This is a genomic window from Cedecea sp. FDAARGOS_727 (assembly GCF_012273235.1).
Taxonomy (GTDB): domain Bacteria; phylum Pseudomonadota; class Gammaproteobacteria; order Enterobacterales; family Enterobacteriaceae; genus Cedecea; species Cedecea davisae.
In genome coordinates, this window is the sequence record NZ_CP050966.1 from 2,713,823 (window position 1) to 2,731,223 (window position 17,401).

At 54.2% G+C, this 17,401-nt stretch carries 16 protein-coding genes and 5 tRNA genes; 20 read left to right on the forward strand and 1 reads right to left on the reverse strand.

What is annotated here, in order from left to right; genetic code table 11:
* The first annotated feature begins 111 nt into the window (after window positions 1-111).
* Complete coding sequence (locus FOC35_RS12940) at window positions 112-1,152, forward strand: TerC/Alx family metal homeostasis membrane protein (protein ID WP_016537983.1); 1,041 nt, start codon at window positions 112-114, stop codon at window positions 1,150-1,152.
* 44 nt (window positions 1,153-1,196) lie between these two features.
* On the opposite strand, the gene FOC35_RS12945 is transcribed toward FOC35_RS12940, so the two are convergent.
* A complete protein-coding gene (locus tag FOC35_RS12945) occupies window positions 1,197-1,868 on the reverse strand; it encodes an HAD family hydrolase (protein ID WP_016537982.1) in 672 nt (223 codons plus the stop codon).
* Between the two features lie 283 nt (window positions 1,869-2,151).
* Here FOC35_RS12945 and trpS point away from each other — a divergent pair, with 283 nt between their 5' ends.
* The 19 genes from trpS to luxS all read left to right on the forward strand — a co-directional run bounded on the left by trpS (window position 2,152) and on the right by luxS (window position 17,389).
* A complete protein-coding gene (trpS, locus tag FOC35_RS12950; RefSeq protein WP_172569097.1) occupies window positions 2,152-3,171 on the forward strand; it encodes a tryptophan--tRNA ligase in 1,020 nt (339 codons plus the stop codon).
* Window positions 3,172-3,266: 95 nt separating this feature from the next.
* Entirely contained in the window at window positions 3,267-4,343 is a 1,077-nt protein-coding gene (gene mltB, locus FOC35_RS12955) for a lytic murein transglycosylase B (protein ID WP_172569098.1), read from the forward strand.
* 279 nt (window positions 4,344-4,622) lie between these two features.
* Window positions 4,623-5,318, forward strand: coding sequence for a metal ABC transporter ATP-binding protein (locus FOC35_RS12960; protein ID WP_172569099.1), 696 nt, complete (start codon window positions 4,623-4,625; stop codon window positions 5,316-5,318).
* Window positions 5,315-6,199 carry a metal ABC transporter permease gene (locus FOC35_RS12965; protein WP_016537977.1) on the forward strand — a complete coding sequence of 295 codons (885 nt, stop codon included), beginning with the start codon at window positions 5,315-5,317 and terminating at the stop codon, window positions 6,197-6,199. Before FOC35_RS12960 ends, FOC35_RS12965 begins: the two co-directional genes overlap by 4 nt.
* Entirely contained in the window at window positions 6,196-7,074 is an 879-nt protein-coding gene (locus FOC35_RS12970) for a metal ABC transporter substrate-binding protein (protein WP_172569100.1), read from the forward strand. The genes FOC35_RS12965 and FOC35_RS12970 overlap by 4 nt, the downstream gene beginning before the upstream one ends.
* Before the next feature lie 132 nt (window positions 7,075-7,206).
* On the forward strand, window positions 7,207-7,716 hold the full coding sequence (pncC, locus tag FOC35_RS12975; protein WP_172569101.1) for a nicotinamide-nucleotide amidase: 510 nt from the start codon (window positions 7,207-7,209) through the stop codon (window positions 7,714-7,716).
* An 85-nt stretch (window positions 7,717-7,801) separates the two neighbouring features.
* Window positions 7,802-8,866 carry a recombinase RecA gene (recA, locus tag FOC35_RS12980; RefSeq protein WP_039898731.1) on the forward strand — a complete coding sequence of 355 codons (1,065 nt, stop codon included), beginning with the start codon at window positions 7,802-7,804 and terminating at the stop codon, window positions 8,864-8,866.
* A 66-nt stretch (window positions 8,867-8,932) separates the two neighbouring features.
* Window positions 8,933-9,448, forward strand: coding sequence for a regulatory protein RecX (locus tag FOC35_RS12985; RefSeq protein ID WP_172569102.1), 516 nt, complete (start codon window positions 8,933-8,935; stop codon window positions 9,446-9,448).
* Between the two features lie 139 nt (window positions 9,449-9,587).
* Window positions 9,588-12,215: an alanine--tRNA ligase gene (gene alaS / locus FOC35_RS12990; protein ID WP_172569103.1), complete on the forward strand. Its 2,628-nt coding sequence runs from the start codon at window positions 9,588-9,590 to the stop codon at window positions 12,213-12,215.
* A 246-nt stretch (window positions 12,216-12,461) separates the two neighbouring features.
* Entirely contained in the window at window positions 12,462-12,647 is a 186-nt protein-coding gene (gene csrA, locus FOC35_RS12995) for a carbon storage regulator CsrA (protein ID WP_008458257.1), read from the forward strand.
* 299 nt (window positions 12,648-12,946) lie between these two features.
* Window positions 12,947-13,039, forward strand: a tRNA-Ser gene (locus FOC35_RS13000).
* A gap of 4 nt (window positions 13,040-13,043) precedes the next feature.
* Window positions 13,044-13,120 (forward strand) — tRNA-Arg (locus FOC35_RS13005).
* Between the two features lie 196 nt (window positions 13,121-13,316).
* Window positions 13,317-13,393 (forward strand) — tRNA-Arg (locus FOC35_RS13010).
* A 194-nt stretch (window positions 13,394-13,587) separates the two neighbouring features.
* Window positions 13,588-13,664: transfer RNA gene (locus tag FOC35_RS13015), tRNA-Arg, on the forward strand.
* 62 nt (window positions 13,665-13,726) lie between these two features.
* Window positions 13,727-13,803, forward strand: a tRNA-Arg gene (locus FOC35_RS13020).
* Between the two features lie 291 nt (window positions 13,804-14,094).
* The gene (gene yqaB / locus FOC35_RS13025) at window positions 14,095-14,661 is read left to right on the forward strand and encodes a fructose-1-phosphate/6-phosphogluconate phosphatase (RefSeq protein ID WP_016537970.1); all 567 of its coding nucleotides are present in this window, start codon (window positions 14,095-14,097) and stop codon (window positions 14,659-14,661) included.
* Window positions 14,658-15,086, forward strand: coding sequence for a YqaA family protein (locus FOC35_RS13030; RefSeq protein ID WP_172569104.1), 429 nt, complete (start codon window positions 14,658-14,660; stop codon window positions 15,084-15,086). The genes yqaB and FOC35_RS13030 overlap by 4 nt, the downstream gene beginning before the upstream one ends.
* A 76-nt stretch (window positions 15,087-15,162) precedes the next feature.
* Window positions 15,163-16,719, forward strand: a complete 1,557-nt coding sequence (gene gshA / locus FOC35_RS13035; protein WP_016537968.1) for a glutamate--cysteine ligase — start codon at window positions 15,163-15,165, stop codon at window positions 16,717-16,719.
* 154 nt (window positions 16,720-16,873) lie between these two features.
* The gene (luxS, locus tag FOC35_RS13040; protein ID WP_016537967.1) at window positions 16,874-17,389 is read left to right on the forward strand and encodes an S-ribosylhomocysteine lyase; all 516 of its coding nucleotides are present in this window, start codon (window positions 16,874-16,876) and stop codon (window positions 17,387-17,389) included.
* Window positions 17,390-17,401 lie beyond the last annotated feature (12 nt).

Sequence of the window (17,401 nt, forward strand, 5' to 3'; positions counted from 1 at the left end):
CGCCAATGCCAGAAAAAATATACCATTTTTTCCCGAAGGACTTATCCTGAATGGAGCGGAGCGGTTCTCAGATGTGCTGGGGCCGCTCCAGTCATTCCTGAAGGATAAAACATGGCTTCTACACATATTGGGTTCCCGACCGAAACGGTGGCGGTATTTCTTGCGCTGTCGGTCGGTGCCATTTTCATTGACCTCTTCATGCATCGCAAAGATAAACCGATTTCGCTGAAAAGCGCCGCATCGTGGTCGGTATTCTGGGTGGCGATAGCCATGCTATTTGCCGCATTTCTTTATGTTCATCACGGGGCAGAAGTGGCCAGCCTGTTTATTACCGGCTACGCGCTTGAGAAGGTGCTGTCGGTCGATAACCTATTCGTGATGATGGCGATTTTTGCCTGGTTCGGCATCCCGGACCGCTACCGGCACCGCGTGCTTTACTGGGGCGTGATTGGCGCGATTGTCTTCAGGGGCATTTTTGTCGCGATTGGCACCGGCCTGCTGGCGCTCGGCCCTTATGTCGAAATTGTGTTTGCCCTGGTGGTGGCCTGGACGGCGGTCATGATGCTGAAAGGGGATGGCGACGATGAAGAAGTTGAAGACTATTCTCAGCATCTGGCCTACCGCATGGTAAAACGCTTTTTCCCTATCTGGCCAAAGCTTGCCGGGCGCGCATTTCTGTTGAACCAGAAGGAAGTGGATCGGGAGCTTGAGAAGCCGGAAAACCACGCGATAACCGTTGGACGGGTGAAGAAAGCGGCTCTGTACGCAACGCCTCTGATGCTGTGCGTGGCGGTAGTTGAGCTGTCGGACGTTATGTTTGCCTTTGACTCCGTGCCGGCGATTATTGCCGTCAGCCGCGAGCCGCTGATTGTCTATAGTGCGATGATGTTTGCCATCCTCGGCCTTCGTACTCTCTACTTCGTACTCGAAGCGCTAAAACAGTATCTGGTGCATCTGGAAAAGGCGGTAATAGTGCTGCTGTTCTTTATTGCGGCCAAACTCGGCCTTAACGCCAGCGACCATATCTGGCACCACGGTTACAGCATTTCTGCCGCCGCAAGCCTGTATGTAGTGCTGGGCGTGCTGGCGGTTGGAATTGTGCTGAGCGTGATGTTCCCCGCAAAAGTGGAGTCCAGCGGCAGTAAACATTAATCCCGCTAAGGATGCCTTCGGGCGAAGGCATCCCGGATTATCACCTAACTATGGCGGTCTAGGCGTAATCTCTCGATAGGCGAGCTGCGGCGGGACCAGGAGCGGTGGAAATGCCTCCAGTGGTAATCTCTTGCCGCGGTAAGTAATTCATAGTCGCCGCGTGAATCACCCCAAGCCCGCAGATGAAGCTGATTCAGCGGGCCGTAGACCTGCTCAAGACGCTGAATTTTTTGGTCGCAGCGGCAGTTATGGCCGTTAATTCGGCCAGTTAAGACGCCGTCAACCACTTCAAGCTGGGTACCGATAAGCTTAACGCCAAGCCGGTCTGAGAAAGGGCGCAGAACAATAGCCGGGGAAGCAGAGCACAGCGTCACTTCCGCGCCGGAACGCAGCTCGGAGGCTACCGCCATTAGCCCGCGCGGACGCATCATTCTTTCAAAGTTTTTCGCGCAGAAAGCTTCGGCTTTATCTTTGACCCACTGCTCATTTACGCCGGTCAAAAAGGTACTGATTAGCACCTCTTTTAATTCATCCCGGGTGAGCTTCCGGCGCAGGCACTTCAGCGTCGGCAGCACCATACGCATCATCTTGCGCGCAAAGGTTTTACGGCCAAAGGCAAACCGCAGGAACGGGACGAAGCTGTCGCTATGGGTCAAAGTGCCGTCAAAATCAAAGACCGACAGTACGCCCGGCGAAGGATCATTCATAACAACCATAAATTCCCAAATTTCCCTTTTATCTGTACGTCGCGAGGGGATCTTGCGAACGATGGGTAAATTATAAACTTTTAAATCCCGCTACGGAAATCGCGGTGAGATGTGATAGGGTAGAGCAATGAACGAAAAATACACCCCCCTGATGATTAGCATTAAGCGTTGGTGGCTGTCTCTTTAGAGGCGGCAAGATTTCGTTTACATCTTTCTAATAGCCGCCGGAAGGCGGCTATTTCGTTTTACAGGTTCGCCCTCCGGCAAGATTTATCAGCCTCAGGAGGCACCCATGACCTTTTCAAACTCAGCACAGCAAACCATTCTTACCGGCGACCGCCCAACAGGCCAGCTGCACTTAGGGCATTACGTCGGCTCGCTGCGCCAGCGCGTTCAGCTTCAGCATGAACACCAGCAATACATCCTGGTAGCTGACCTTCAGGGGCTAACCGATAACGGCAGCAGGCCGGAAAAAGTTGCCGGGAATATTTTTGAAGTGATGGCGGATTATCTGGCTGTAGGCATCGATCCTGCAAAAACGACTATCTGCCTGCAATCTTCTTTGCCCGCGCTTGCCGAGCTCACCATGCTGTATATGAACATCGTGACCGTGGCACGCGTGGAGCGCAACCCGACGGTAAAAAGCGAGATCGCTCAAAAGGGATTTGCCCGCTCTCTGCCCGCCGGTTTTCTGGTATACCCGATAAGCCAGGCGGCGGATATCACCGCATTCAAAGCGGGCCTGGTGCCGGTTGGGGACGATCAGCTACCGATGATTGAACAGACCAATGAAATTGTGCACAAGATGAATAGCCTCGCTGGCGAACCTATTCTGCACAGCTGTAAAGCACTGCTCGGCCAGGTAAGCCGCCTGCCGGGCGTTGACGGCAATGCCAAAATGTCGAAGTCGTTGGGTAATACGCTAATGCTTTCCGCCAGCGAGGAGCAGATCCACCAGGCCGTAAGCGCGATGTTCACCGACCCGGAACACCTCCGGATCAGCGATCCCGGCAAAATTGACGGCAACGTGGTATTCACTTATCTGGATGCTTTCCACGAAGACAAAGAGAAAGTGGCGGCCATGAAGGAGCACTACCAGCGCGGCGGCCTGGGCGACCGGCAGTGTAAAAATGAGCTAGAAATTTGTCTGCAAGCTCTGCTGGCTCCCATCCGTGAAAAACGGCTCCGTTTTATCGAAGATAAAGCCTACCTGAGCGAAATCCTTAAAGCCGGGAGCGAAAAGGCGCGGGCGGTTACCCAGCAAACGGCAGATGAAGTGAAGCGCGCGCTTGGCCTCCCGGTGCTGTTTTAACGGCGGAAGGGTGAATAGAGACTTACTCAGATGGGCAATTATGGATTACCATTATTGCGAAACTTTCGCGAACATTCACAGGGACAGCCCATCAGATGCGTTATTCAGCCGCAGCACTTCTTCCGATCCTGGTTCTACTTTCGGCCTGTAGCAGCAAACCAAAAGAGAGCGCGCAGCAGCAAACTAGCGGCACTCCGTCAGGCGGTTTCCTGTTGCAGCCGCAGCATGACGTGTTTATGCAAACCGGCGACTTTGCCAACAACCCGGAAGCGGAGAAATTCATCGAGAAAATGGTGAATAAGCACGGGTTCGACAGGCGTCAGCTGCACGAGGTGCTGTCCCAGGCTAAGCGGCTGGACTATGTGCTGCGTCTGATGGATCAGCAGGCGCCGACCACCGCGCCTCCGGCTGGCCCAAATGGTGCCTGGCTGCGCTATCGGGCTAAATTTATCACCCCGGATAACGTGCAAAACGGCGTGAAGTTCTGGAACCAGTACGAGTCCGCGCTGAACCGCGCTTATCAAGTTTACGGCGTGCCTCCTGAAATCATTGTTGGCATTATCGGCGTTGAGACCCGCTGGGGCCGCGTAATGGGTAAAACCCGCATTGTTGATGCTCTTGCCACGTTGGCCTTTGCCTACCCGCGTCGCGCTCAGTATTTTGCCGGTGAGCTGGAAACCTTCCTGCTGATGGCGCGTAACGAAGGCGACGATCCGCTGGCGCTTAAAGGCTCCTTCGCCGGAGCAATGGGCTACGGCCAGTTTATGCCTTCCTCGTTTAAAGAGTATGCGGTGGACTTCAACGGCGACGGACACGTTAACCTGTGGGATCCTGAAGACGCCATCGGCAGCGTGGCCAACTACTTCAAAGCGCACGGCTGGGAAAAGGGCGATATGGTCGCCGTTCCGGCTAACGGGCAGGTGCCGGGGCTGGCAAACGGCTTTAACACTAAATATTCCGTCTCTGCACTTGCGCAGTCCGGCTTAAGTCCGCAAGGCTCGCTGGGGAATCATCAGGAAGTTAGCCTGCTGCGTCTGGATATGGGCGATCGCTACCAGTATTGGTACGGCCTGCCAAACTTCTACGCGATTACCCGCTATAACCACAGCACCCATTACGCCATGGCGGTTTGGCAACTGGGGCAGTCCGTGGCGCTGGCTCGAGTCAAATAATCACTCCGGCTCGCCTCTTCCCAGGCGGGCCTTTTTATCTCTTCCCTCCGCGTTTTCTTTCTCCCGGTTGAAGCTTTGTTTACCCCGAGTTCCGCATTGGCAATTTACATCCTGCTTGCACTGATTTATGTTATGTTATAACAAATCATTTTTGGGTGTTGGTATGTCTGCTGTTGCTCCCTCTTCATTATTGAGTCTCTCCGGAGTATTGCGCTTAGCGCTGGTAGCGCTGCTGATCCTCGGCCTGTGGGGCGCCATTCACTGGGCGATTATCCTGCCATGATCGAATTGAAGGACCTTGAGCTGGGCTACCATGGCAACGTGGTGGTCTCCTCTGTTAACGGCACTTTTCAGCGCGGCAGCATGACCGCGGTGATTGGCGCCAACGGCTGCGGCAAGTCTACGCTGCTGAAAACGCTGGCCGGACTGCTGCCGCCCGTCTCCGGTAGCGTTAAGTTTCAGGACGGCTTTCGGCCGCGTATCGCCTGGTTACCTCAACTGGGGGAAATGGACAGGCAGTTTCCCGCCACGGTTTACGATGTGGTGTGTATGGGCAGCTGGCCCGGCCGTGGCCTCTTTTCCGGGCTGAACCGCAGGCATCGAGAACGCGTGATGGAGGCTATTGAGCGCGTTGGGTTAAGCGAACTTTATCAGCGCCCTATTGAAGTGCTTTCCGGCGGTCAGTTTCAGCGCATGCTGTTCGCTCGCCTGTTGATGCAGGATGCCCCTCTGATCCTGCTGGATGAACCCTTTACCGGCGTGGATGCGCAGACCAGCGAATTCCTGATGGAGCTGATGTGCCAGATGCATCACGACGGGCAAACGCTTATCTGCGTGCTGCACGACAATGAGCTGGTGCGCCGCCATTTCCCTGACGTACTGCTGCTTACCGCAGACGGTTATCAATGGGGCAACGCCGCTGAGGCGCTGGCTCAGTACGCTTCCATTCGCCCGCGCCTGGTGCAGACCGCATGATTTATCACATTTTTATTGAACCGTTCGTCGCCTATGGCTTTATGCGACGCGCGCTGGTTGCCTGCCTGTCGCTCTCTCTTAGCACCGTTCCGCTGGGCATATTCTTGCTGTTGCGCCGTATGAGCCTGGTGGGCGATGCGCTCTCACACGCCATTTTGCCCGGCGTCGCGGTTGGCTACCTGGTTGCGGGCATGTCTTTAGTGGCGATGGGGGTTGGCGGCTTTGTCGCCGGGGTGCTGGTTGCCTTGCTTTCCGGCTGGGTCAGCTCGCGCACGCCGCTTAAAGAAGATGCCAGCTTCGCGGGCTTTTATCTTGGCTCGCTGGCGCTTGGCGTCACGCTTATCTCGCTACGCGGCTCCAGCGTCGACCTGCTGCATCTGCTGTTTGGCTCGATACTGGCGGTGGACGGCGAAGCGACGAAGTTTGTCGGCCTGATAGCCAGCGTTACGCTGGTCGCGCTCGCGTTTCTTTATCGTGGGCTGGTGCTTGAGTCGTTCGACCGCAGCTTTTTGCAGGTCAATAACCGGCGGCTGCCTTCGCTTATCCACGGCACTTTTCTTGCGTTACTGGTGCTCAATCTGGTGGCGGGATTCCAAATCCTCGGCACTTTAATGTCCGTCGGCCTGATGATGCTGCCCGCCATCGCGGCGCGCTGCTGGGCGAAGACGCTGCCGGGATCGATTGGTCTGGCCGTGGTGTGCGGTTTGCTCTGCGCCTGGCTGGGGCTGGTGTGGTCATTTTATGCCTCGCTGCCGGCAGGCCCGGCGATCGTGCTTACCGCCAGCGTCGCATTCTTTATCTCAATACTTTTCGGACCGCGCAGCGTGCTTGCAGGGAGCCTGCTGCGTAGGAAATTGGCAATCATAAAGGGGGTTAAATGAAACGTTTAGGGATTGGTATCGCGCTGGCTATGGCGCTTTCCAGCCAGATGGCTGCGGCAAAAACGCTGAATGTGGTGGCAAGTTTCACCGTGCTGGCGGATATGGCAAAACAGGTTGGCGGTGAGCATGTAAAAGTCACCAGTCTGGTAGGGCCGGACGGCGACCCGCACAGCTTCGAGCCTTCGCCAAAAGACAGCGTGGCGCTGCGGAACGCCGATGTCGTTATCGTTAGCGGGCTGGGAATGGAAGGGTGGATGGACCGCCTGGTGACGGCATCCGGCTATAAAGGCAAAGTTATCGTTGCTTCTGAGGGAATCAATACCCGCAGCATGGAAGAGGACGGTAAATCAATTACCGATCCGCACGCGTGGAACAGCGCGGCAAACGGCGCGGTTTACGCTGAAAACATCGCGGCTGCATTGATTGCCGCTGACCCGGAAGATGCTGCTGCTTTGCGCAAAAGCGGCGACAGTTATGCCGGGCGTCTCAAAGAGCTGGATAGCTGGGCGAAAAAACGCTTTGCCGGTATTCCACAGTCTCACCGTAAAGTGCTGACCAGCCATGATGCATTTGGTTACTTCGGGCAGGCTTATGGCGTCAGCTTCCTTGCGCCTATTGGCTTCTCAACCGAGGCTCAGGCGAGCGCCAGCGACGTCTCTTCTTTGATTAAGCAACTGAAAGAAGAACATATTTCTACCTACTTCATTGAAAATCAGACCGACCCGCGCCTGGTCAAACAAATTGCCAGCGCCACGGGGGCTAAACCCGGCGGCGAGCTTTACCCGGAAGCGCTTTCCGGCCCGAATGGCCCGGCAAGCAGCTACGAAAAGGCGTTTAAGCACAACGTTGACACGCTTGCCAACAGCATGAAGTAACCGCGTTTTTCGGCCAGCACCCGCTGGCCGTTTCATTTATGGAATCCCTCTCGCGTATCCTGATGTAATCCCCCGCAACGCCCGTAAAGTGCTATCGTGTTGTCTGATGATGTGTCTACAATCGGAGCCAGCATGACAGACAGCGCATTGTTTGAGCTAAGTAAACAGGTAGGGAAAGCTCTCGGGCAGCTTGGCGCTACGCTCACCACCGCAGAATCCTGTACCGGCGGTTGGATAGCTAAAGTGATTACTGACGTACCGGGCAGTTCGGCCTGGTTTGAACGCGGTTTTGTCACCTATAGCAATGAAGCTAAACAGCAGCTGATAGGCGTAAGCCCCCAGATGCTGGAAGCTTATGGAGCCGTCAGTGAAGGAGTGGTTCGCGAGATGGCGCAGGGCGTGCTCGCGGCAGCGCAGGCTGATTATGCCGTTTCCGTCAGCGGTATTGCCGGGCCGGACGGCGGCAGTGAAGAAAAACCGGTGGGCACCGTGTGGTTTGGCTTTGCCAGCAGGCAGGGAGCAACCATAGCGAAGGTGCAGCGCTTTGACGGCGACCGCGAAGCGGTGCGTCGGCAGGCAACGGAATTCGCCTTGCAGATCCTGTGGGACGATTTTCTAAAAAATAAACTTGATACTGTATGACCATACAGTATAATTGCCTCAACAAAACAGAATTGAGAACGCGGCGTTGCGACTTATCGCATCACTCTGCATGACAGGAGTAGAAATGGCTATCGACGAAAACAAACAGAAGGCGTTAGCGGCAGCACTTGGCCAAATTGAAAAACAATTTGGTAAAGGCTCCATCATGCGTCTGGGTGAAGACCGTTCTATGGACGTAGAAACGATCTCTACCGGCTCCCTTTCTCTGGACATTGCTCTGGGCGCGGGCGGCCTGCCAATGGGCCGTATCGTAGAAATCTACGGGCCGGAATCCTCAGGTAAAACGACCCTGACTCTGCAGGTTATTGCCGCCGCACAGCGCAGCGGGAAAACCTGTGCGTTTATCGACGCAGAGCACGCTCTGGACCCGGTGTATGCCAAAAAGCTGGGCGTTGATATCGACAACCTGCTGTGCTCCCAGCCGGATACCGGCGAACAGGCTCTGGAAATCTGTGACGCGCTGGCCCGCTCCGGTGCGGTTGACGTTATTATCGTTGACTCCGTTGCGGCGCTGACGCCAAAAGCGGAAATCGAAGGTGAAATCGGTGACTCTCACATGGGCCTCGCGGCACGTATGATGAGCCAGGCAATGCGTAAGCTGGCGGGTAACCTGAAGCAGTCCAATACGCTGCTTATCTTCATCAACCAGATTCGTATGAAAATTGGCGTGATGTTCGGTAACCCGGAAACCACGACCGGCGGTAACGCGCTGAAATTCTACGCCTCTGTGCGTCTTGATATCCGTCGCATCGGCGCGGTGAAAGATGGCGATAACGTCATCGGCAGCGAAACCCGCGTTAAAGTGGTGAAAAACAAAATCGCCGCACCGTTTAAACAGGCTGAATTCCAGATCCTCTACGGCGAAGGCATTAACTTCTACGGCGAGCTGGTTGACCTTGGCGTGAAGCACAAGCTGATTGAAAAAGCAGGTGCATGGTACAGCTATAACGGCGAAAAAATCGGTCAGGGTAAGGCAAATGCCAGCAACTTCCTGAAAGAGAACAAGCCGATGGCGGAAGAAATTGAGAAGAAACTGCGCGAAACGTTGCTGAATAATCAGGACGGAACGCCGGACTTCACGGTGGATGACCATGACGCAAACGCGGTCGAAACCAACGAAGACTTCTAAATAACACAAAGGGCTGCTACCGCAGCCCTTTATGCTTTCTGACGTTAATCTCTGCCATGTTGCCCTATGCCTGATAATACTTCCTCTCCTCGCCGCAGCCCTTTCGCCCGCCTTCTCGATAAGGCCACCCGCATACTTGCCATGCGCGATCATAGCGAGCATGAACTGCGCCGCAAGCTCACCACGCCTTCGGCTTTTGCGGCAAAATTCGCCCGTGAGGACGAGCCTGAAGTTTCGCAGGAAGATATCGAGAAGGTCATTGCCTGGTGCTATGAGCACCGCTGGCTGGACGATGCGCAGTTTGCGTCACGGTTTATTGCCAGCCGTGGCCGTAAAGGTTACGGACCACAGCGTATCCGCCAGGAGCTGAAGCAAAAGGGGATCGACAGAGCAACGGGCGAAGCGGCGATGATGGCGTGTGAAATTAACTGGCTGCCGCTGGCGCGCGATATAGCCGAACGTAAGTTTGGCACTCCGCTGCCAACGGAGTGGCAGGCCAGAGCTAAAGTACAGCGTTTTCTGCTCTATCGTGGCTTCTTTATGGAAGACATTCAGGAGATCTGGCGAAATTTTGCTGATTAGGGCAACACTGGATTTTACTTCCCTCGCCAGAAAACTTATCTTATTCCCACTTTTTTCCAGGTAAGCTGCACTGAACGGCCTGCATTACGGCTGTCATGGCAGCTTTACAACTCTTCGTTAGCTTGATTTCAGGATAATTATGAGCAAGAGCACCGCTGAGATCCGTCAGGCGTTTCTCGATTTTTTCCAAAGTAAAGGCCACCAGGTTGTAGCGAGCAGCTCCCTGGTTCCGAATAACGATCCGACTTTGCTGTTTACCAACGCCGGGATGAACCAGTTCAAGGATGTTTTCCTGGGTCTCGACAAGCGTAATTATTCCCGCGCCACTACGTCTCAGCGTTGTGTTCGCGCCGGTGGTAAGCATAACGATCTGGAAAACGTCGGTTACACCGCGCGTCACCATACTTTCTTCGAAATGCTGGGCAACTTCAGCTTCGGCGACTACTTCAAACACGATGCGATTAATTTTGCCTGGGAATTACTGACCGGGGAAAACTGGTTTAATCTGCCGAAAGACCGCCTGTGGGTGACCGTCTACGAAACCGATGACGAAGCCTATGAAATCTGGGAAAAAGAAGTCGGCGTACCGCGCGAGCGCATTATTCGCATTGGCGATAATAAAGGTGCAGCGTACGCATCAGACAACTTCTGGCAGATGGGTGACACCGGCCCTTGTGGTCCGTGTACCGAGATTTTCTTCGACCATGGCGATCACATCTGGGGCGGCCCTCCGGGAAGCCCTGAAGAAGACGGCGACCGCTATATTGAGATCTGGAACATCGTATTCATGCAGTTCAACCGTCAGGTTGACGGCACTATGCTGCCGCTGCCAAAACCATCCGTAGATACCGGGATGGGGCTGGAGCGTATTGCCGCCGTGTTGCAGCACGTTAACTCCAACTACGATATTGACCTGTTCAAAACGCTTATCGAGTCCGTAGCGAAAGTGACCGGTGCGACAGATTTGTCGAACAAGTCTCTGCGCGTTATCGCCGACCACATCCGTTCCTGCGCGTTTCTGATTGCCGACGGCGTTACGCCGTCTAACGAAAACCGTGGCTACGTATTGCGCCGTATCATTCGTCGCGCAATTCGCCATGGCAACATGCTGGGCGCGAAAGATACCTTCTTCTATAAGCTGGTTGGCCCTCTGATTCAGGTCATGGGTTCTGCGGGTGAAGAGCTGGCAAAACAGCAGGCGCTGGTTGAGCAGGTTCTGAAAACCGAAGAAGAGCAGTTCGCCCGTACCCTGGAGCGTGGCCTGGCGCTGCTGGATGATGAACTGGCAAAACTGAAGGGCGACACGCTGGACGGCGAAACAGCCTTCCGCCTGTACGACACCTATGGTTTCCCGGTGGACTTAACCGCTGACGTTTGCCGCGAGCGCAATATCAAAGTTGACGAAGCTGGTTTTGAAGTCGCTATGGAAGAGCAGCGCCGCCGTGCGCGCGAGTCCAGCGGCTTTGGCGCGGACTACAACAGCATGATCCGCGTAGACTCTGCTTCTGAATTTAAAGGCTACGATAGCCTCGATCTTAACGCCAAAGTCACCGCGCTGTTCGTTGACGGTAAATCCGTTGAGCAAATCACCGCCGGTCAGGAAGCCGTTGTTGTACTGAACGAAACGCCGTTCTACGGCGAGTCCGGCGGGCAGGTTGGCGATAAAGGCACTGTAAAAGGTTCCGGCGTCGACTTCGCGGTTGACGATACCCAAAAATACGGCCAGGCGATTGGTCACCTCGGCAAGCTGGTTTCCGGCGTGCTTAAAGTGGGCGACAGCGTAGAGGCTAAAGTTGACGAAGCCCGCCGTGCTCGTATCCGCCTGAATCACTCCGCAACGCACCTGCTGCACGCCGCGCTGCGTGAAGTTCTGGGCACTCACGTTGCTCAGAAAGGCTCACTGGTTAACGACAAAGGCCTGCGCTTCGACTTCTCTCACTTTGAGGGAATGAAGCCCGCTGAAATTCGCGCCGTCGAAGATATCGTCAACGCGCAGATTCGCCGTAACCTGCCTATCGAAACCAACGTAATGGATCTCGAAGCGGCGAAAGCAAAAGGCGCTATGGCGCTGTTTGGCGAGAAATATGACGACCATGTTCGTGTGTTGAGCATGGGCGATTTCTCTACCGAACTGTGCGGCGGCACCCATGCTTCTCGTACCGGTGATATCGGCCTGTTCCGCATCGTTGCTGAGTCTGGCACTGCGGCAGGCGTTCGCCGTATTGAAGCTGTAACCGGCGAAGGCGCACTGGCTAATCTCCATGCGCAGAGCGACCAGCTGCATGATATTGCTCAACTGTTGAAGGGCGACAGCCAAAACCTGAACGAGAAAGTGCGTTCGGTCCTGGAGCGCACCCGCCAGCTGGAGAAAGAGCTGCAACAGCTGAAAGAACAGCAGGCTTCGCAGGAGAGTGCAAACCTCTCCAGCAAAGCGGTTGAAGTAAAAGGCGTTAAATTACTGGTAAGCGAGCTGAGCAACGTTGAACCTAAGATGTTGCGTACCATGGTCGATGACCTGAAAAACCAGCTCGGCTCAGCCGTGATTGTTCTGGCTACTGTGGCAGAAGGGAAAGTGTCTCTGATTGCTGGTGTCTCCAAAGATGTTACCGACCGCGTTAAGGCCGGGGAGCTTGTGGGGATGGTTGCACAGCAGGTTGGCGGCAAAGGGGGAGGTCGTCCCGACATGGCTCAGGCCGGTGGCACAGACGCGGCGGCTCTGCCGGGCGCGCTGGCCGGCGTTGAAGCCTGGGTGACGGCAAAACTCTGAAAATAACTAAAAGTGTCATGGCGCCATAACCGATATCGGTTATGGCGTACTCACATTTACACACTATCAATAATGATAAAGTCAGGTTGAAGTTGAGTTGATCGGCTAAACTTAGATATAACAGAGTGTAATGCTGTGACGGCGTACATTTTATGTATTTGTCATCGCTTACGTTTTCGCGTTATATGATGGATAATGCCGGGATACAGAGAGACCCGACTCTTTTAATCTTTCAAGGAGCAAAGAATGTTAATTCTGACTCGTCGAGTTGGTGAGACCCTTATGATTGGGGATGAGGTGACCGTGACTGTACTTGGGGTCAAAGGCAACCAGGTCCGTATTGGTGTTAACGCCCCTAAAGAAGTCTCTGTGCACCGCGAAGAGATCTACCAGCGTATCCAGGCTGAAAAATCCCAACAAACGAATTTCTAAAGACATCGCGTCTCGCTTAACCACAGCGAGGCGCAGCTTTTCTCCCGCTTTTCCTTCCGAACGCCAATGACCCCCTTTATTGCCGCGAACCGCACGATGATTCTGTGTGTTTGCTGCCGTTTGCCTGTTGATAAAACACTCTTTTTGTCTCCAAATTACGCGAATCGAATGTGATTTGTGCAATCGATAGCGAGTCGGGAAAAATTGTTTGACTTATAAGTCCCAGAAAGTAATATGTGCGCCACGCAGCGACGAGAAGCTCTAACGAGTAACTTGAAGCACTCGCAAGAGGCGTGTGTGGTGAGGTGGCCGAGAGGCTGAAGGCGCTCCCCTGCTAAGGGAGTATGCGGTCAAAAGCTGCATCCGGGGTTCGAATCCCCGCCTCACCGCCATTTTGCATCCGTAGCTCAGCTGGATAGAGTACTCGGCTACGAACCGAGCGGTCGGAGGTTCGAATCCTCCCGGATGCACCATTTCCCCCGCGTCACTAGCAATGACGGTGTGACAGAGAAAGTTAATTTCTCAGCCAGCACCAGGGCGGATAACGTTGCTTCAGCAGCGGCCCTTAAGGGCAAGCCTTCGGCGAGTAATCCTCCCGAATGCACCATCTTCATAAGTGTTGCGGCATGATGAGTGACACTGAATCAGCAGTACAGCAGTAATCCCGATGCATCCGTAGCTCAGCTGGATAGAGTACTCGGCTACGAACCGAGCGGTCGGAGGTTCGAATCCTCCCGGATGCACCATACTCCTCCGCGTCATCAGCGATGACGGTGTGACAGAGAAAGTTAATTTCTCAGCCAGCACCAGGGCGGATAACGTTGCTTCAGCAACGGCCCTTTAGGGCGAGCCTTCGGCGAGTAATCCTCCCGGATGCACCATATTCCTCTTGGTTATCTGAATAGATAATTGAGAGTCGTAGTAAAGCAATATCCCCGATGCATCCGTAGCTCAGCTGGATAGAGTACTCGGCTACGAACCGAGCGGTCGGAGGTTCGAATCCTCCCGGATGCACCATCTTAATCAGTGTTGCGGCATGATGAGTGACGCTGAGTCAGCAGTACAGCAGTAATCCCGATGCATCCGTAGCTCAGCTGGATAGAGTACTCGGCTACGAACCGAGCGGTCGGAGGTTCGAATCCTCCCGGATGCACCATATTCCTCCGCGTCATCAGCGATGACGGTGTGACAGAGAAAGTTAATTTCTCAGCCAGCACCAGGGCGGATAACGTTGTTTCAGCAGCGGCCCTTCAGGGCGAGCCTTCGGCGAGTAATCCTCCCGGATGCACCATCTTCTCCCCAAACTCCTTCAAGCTTTAACACTCCTTTTACCCATAACACAAATACACACCCTAACTCTTCGCATAGCTCCTCAGACCACAAGAAGCGACAATTTCAGCCGTTTACGCTAAAGTAACGCCTCGACATTATGTGAGGTGAGGGTGAGATGTACGATCGCTACGACGGTTTAATCTTCGATATGGATGGCACGATTCTCGACACGGAGCCAACGCACCGCAAAGCCTGGAAAGAAACGCTCGGGCGCTACGGTATGAGCTTTGACGAGCAGGCTATGGTGGCACTCAACGGCGCACCTAGCTGGAAAATAGCCGCGGCAATTATCGAAAGCCACAATGCCAGCCTCGATCCCCATCGCCTCGCTGCCGAAAAAACCGTAGCGGTACGAGCAATACTGCTCGACACCGTTCAGCCACTGCCGCTGATTGAAGTGGTAAAAGAGTGGCATGGCCGCCGTCCTATGTCCGTAGGCACCGGCAGCGAAAGCGATATCGCTGAAGCCCTGCTCAATCATCTTGGCCTGCGCAAGTATTTTGCCGCGGTGGTTGCAGCCGACCATGTGCAGCATCACAAACCCGCTCCGGATACCTTCTTACGCTGTGCTGAACTGATGGGTGTAGCGCCAGAGAAATGCGTGGTGTTCGAAGACGCTGATTTTGGCCTTCAGGCCGCTCGCAGCGCCGGCATGGATGCGGTGGATGTACGCTTACTGTGAGCGACGCTTTATCGCTCCTCTCGCTGTTCACCAGCAGCTTCCTAAGCGCTACTTTGCTGCCCGGCAGTTCCGAGGCAGTTTTGGTGGCTCTGCTGGTTGCCGGTAGCGGCCCGGCATCGGTTCTTGTGATAATAGCAACAATCGGTAATAGCCTTGGCGGTATGACTAACGTTATTCTGGGGCGCTTTTTCCCGCAGCGTATACAATCGCGCTGGCAGGGCAAAGCGACCGACTGGTTGACCCGATTTGGCCCGGCGACGCTGTTGCTTAGCTGGATGCCGCTAATCGGCGATCTCTTGTGCCTGCTGGCAGGGTGGTTACGCCTGAGATGGGGGCCGGTTATCTTTTTTTTATGCCTTGGCAAAGCGCTACGCTATATCGTTGTCGCGGCTGCAACGGTACAAGGCATGGCGTGGTGGCACTAATTGCGTGGGATGAGTCTTCATCACCGGCGAAAACAATTATGCTTATTAAAATAAATTCGACAGGCGGGAGGTCAATTTGATCCCGGACGTATCACAGGCTTTGGCCTGGCTGGAAAAGCATCCTGAAGCAGTAAAAGGCATTTGCCGTGGTCTTGAGCGTGAAACGCTGCGCGTGACACCTCAGGGAGACCTGGCAACCACCGGGCATCCGGAAAGCCTTGGTTCAGCGCTTGCTCATAAATGGATTACCACGGATTTCGCAGAAGCCCTCCTGGAATTTATTACCCCGGTTGATGGCGATATCGACCATATGCTTACTTTCCTGCGTGATATTCATCGCCATACGGCGCGTGAGCTGGGCGAGGAGCGCATGTGGCCGCTCAGCATGCCGTGCTATATCGACGACGGCCAAAACATCGAGCTGGCGCAGTACGGCTCTTCTAACGTAGGGCGTTTTAAAACGCTGTACCGCGAAGGTTTAAAAAACCGCTATGGCGCGCTGATGCAGACTATCTCCGGCGTGCATTACAACTTCTCACTGCCGCTGGCATTCTGGCAGGCGAAGTGCGGCGTAAAAGATATCGAAAGCGGTAAAGAAGCGATCTCCGCCGGTTATTTCCGACTGATCCGCAACTACTACCGCTTTGGCTGGGTTATCCCGTATCTTTTCGGCGCCTCTCCAGCTATTTGCTCTTCTTTCCTGCAGGGGAAAGAAAGCTCGCTGCCGTTTGAAAAAACCGAATGCGGTATGTACTACCTGCCTTATGCTACTTCACTGCGCCTGAGCGACCTCGGTTATACCAATAAGTCGCAAAGTAACCTGGGCATCACTTTCAACAATCTCGATACTTATGTGGAAGCGCTGAAGCGGGCTATCAAAACCCCGTCCGAAGAGTACGCTAAGATTGGTTTGATGAAAGATGGTAAGCATTTGCAGCTGAATACCAACGTGCTGCAAATTGAAAACGAACTTTATGCTCCGATTCGCCCGAAACGCGTCACTCGCGATGGTGAATCACCGTCTGATGCGCTGCTGCGCGGCGGTATCGAATATATTGAAGTGCGTTCTCTGGACATTAACCCGTTCTCGCCAATCGGCGTTGACGAGCAGCAGGTGCGTTTCCTCGACCTGTTTATGATTTGGTGTGTGCTGGCGGATGCGCCGGAAATGAGCAGCGACGAGCTGCTGTGTACCCGCACCAACTGGAATCGCGTTATCCTGGAAGGCCGCAAACCGGGCCTGACGCTCGGCATCGGCTGTGAAACTGCGCAGCATCCGCTTTCTAAAGTGGGTAAAGACCTGTTCGCCGACCTTCGTCGTGTGGCGGAAACGCTGGACGGTATTGCCGGGAACCATGAATATCAGCAGGTATGCGACCAACTGGTTGCCAGCTTCGACGATCCGGAGTTAACGTATTCAGCTCGTATTCTGCGATCTATGATTGATAACGGGATTGGCGGTACGGGTCTGGCGCTGGCGGAGCAGTATCGTCAGCAGCTGGTTCAGGAACCACTGGAAATTTTAACGGCGGATGCGTTGCAGAAGGAGCATGATGCTTCATGGCAGCGCCAGCGGGATATCGAAGCGGGTGATACAGAGCCTTTCGATAGCTGGCTTGAGAAAAACGCCTGACAGAAAAGAAAATGGCCACATACTTGTGGCCAAATATTCATCTCTGAATAACAGGGATGATGATAACAAATGCGCGTCTTTCATATACTCAGACTTGCGTGCGTGGAAAAAGTTTCAATTATTTTAAAAAAAATCACTTATCGGAGGTGACCAGATGCCGTTGTTGGATAGCTTCACAGTCGACCATACTCGTATGGGTGCGCCTGCAGTACGTGTAGCCAAAACTATGCACACTCCACATGGTGACACTATTACGGTGTTTGACCTGCGCTTTTGTGTCCCAAACAAGGAAGTGATGCCGGAAAAAGGGATCCATACTCTGGAGCACCTGTTTGCCGGTTTCATGCGTGACCACCTGAACGGCAACGGCGTAGAGATTATCGATATCTCCCCGATGGGCTGCCGTACCGGCTTCTACATGAGTCTGATTGGCGTGCCTGAAGAGCAGCGCGTTGCGGATGCGTGGAAAGCGGCAATGCAGGATGTGCTCAAGGTGAAAGAGCAGAACCAGATCCCGGAACTGAACGTTTACCAGTGCGGGACTTACCAGATGCACTCCCTGCAGGAAGCTCAGGATATCGCTCGTCATATCATCGAGCACGGCGTTAGCGTCAACAGCAATGATGAGCTGGCGCTGCCTAAAGAGAAGCTGCAAGAGCTTCACATCTAGTTTTGTGCACCG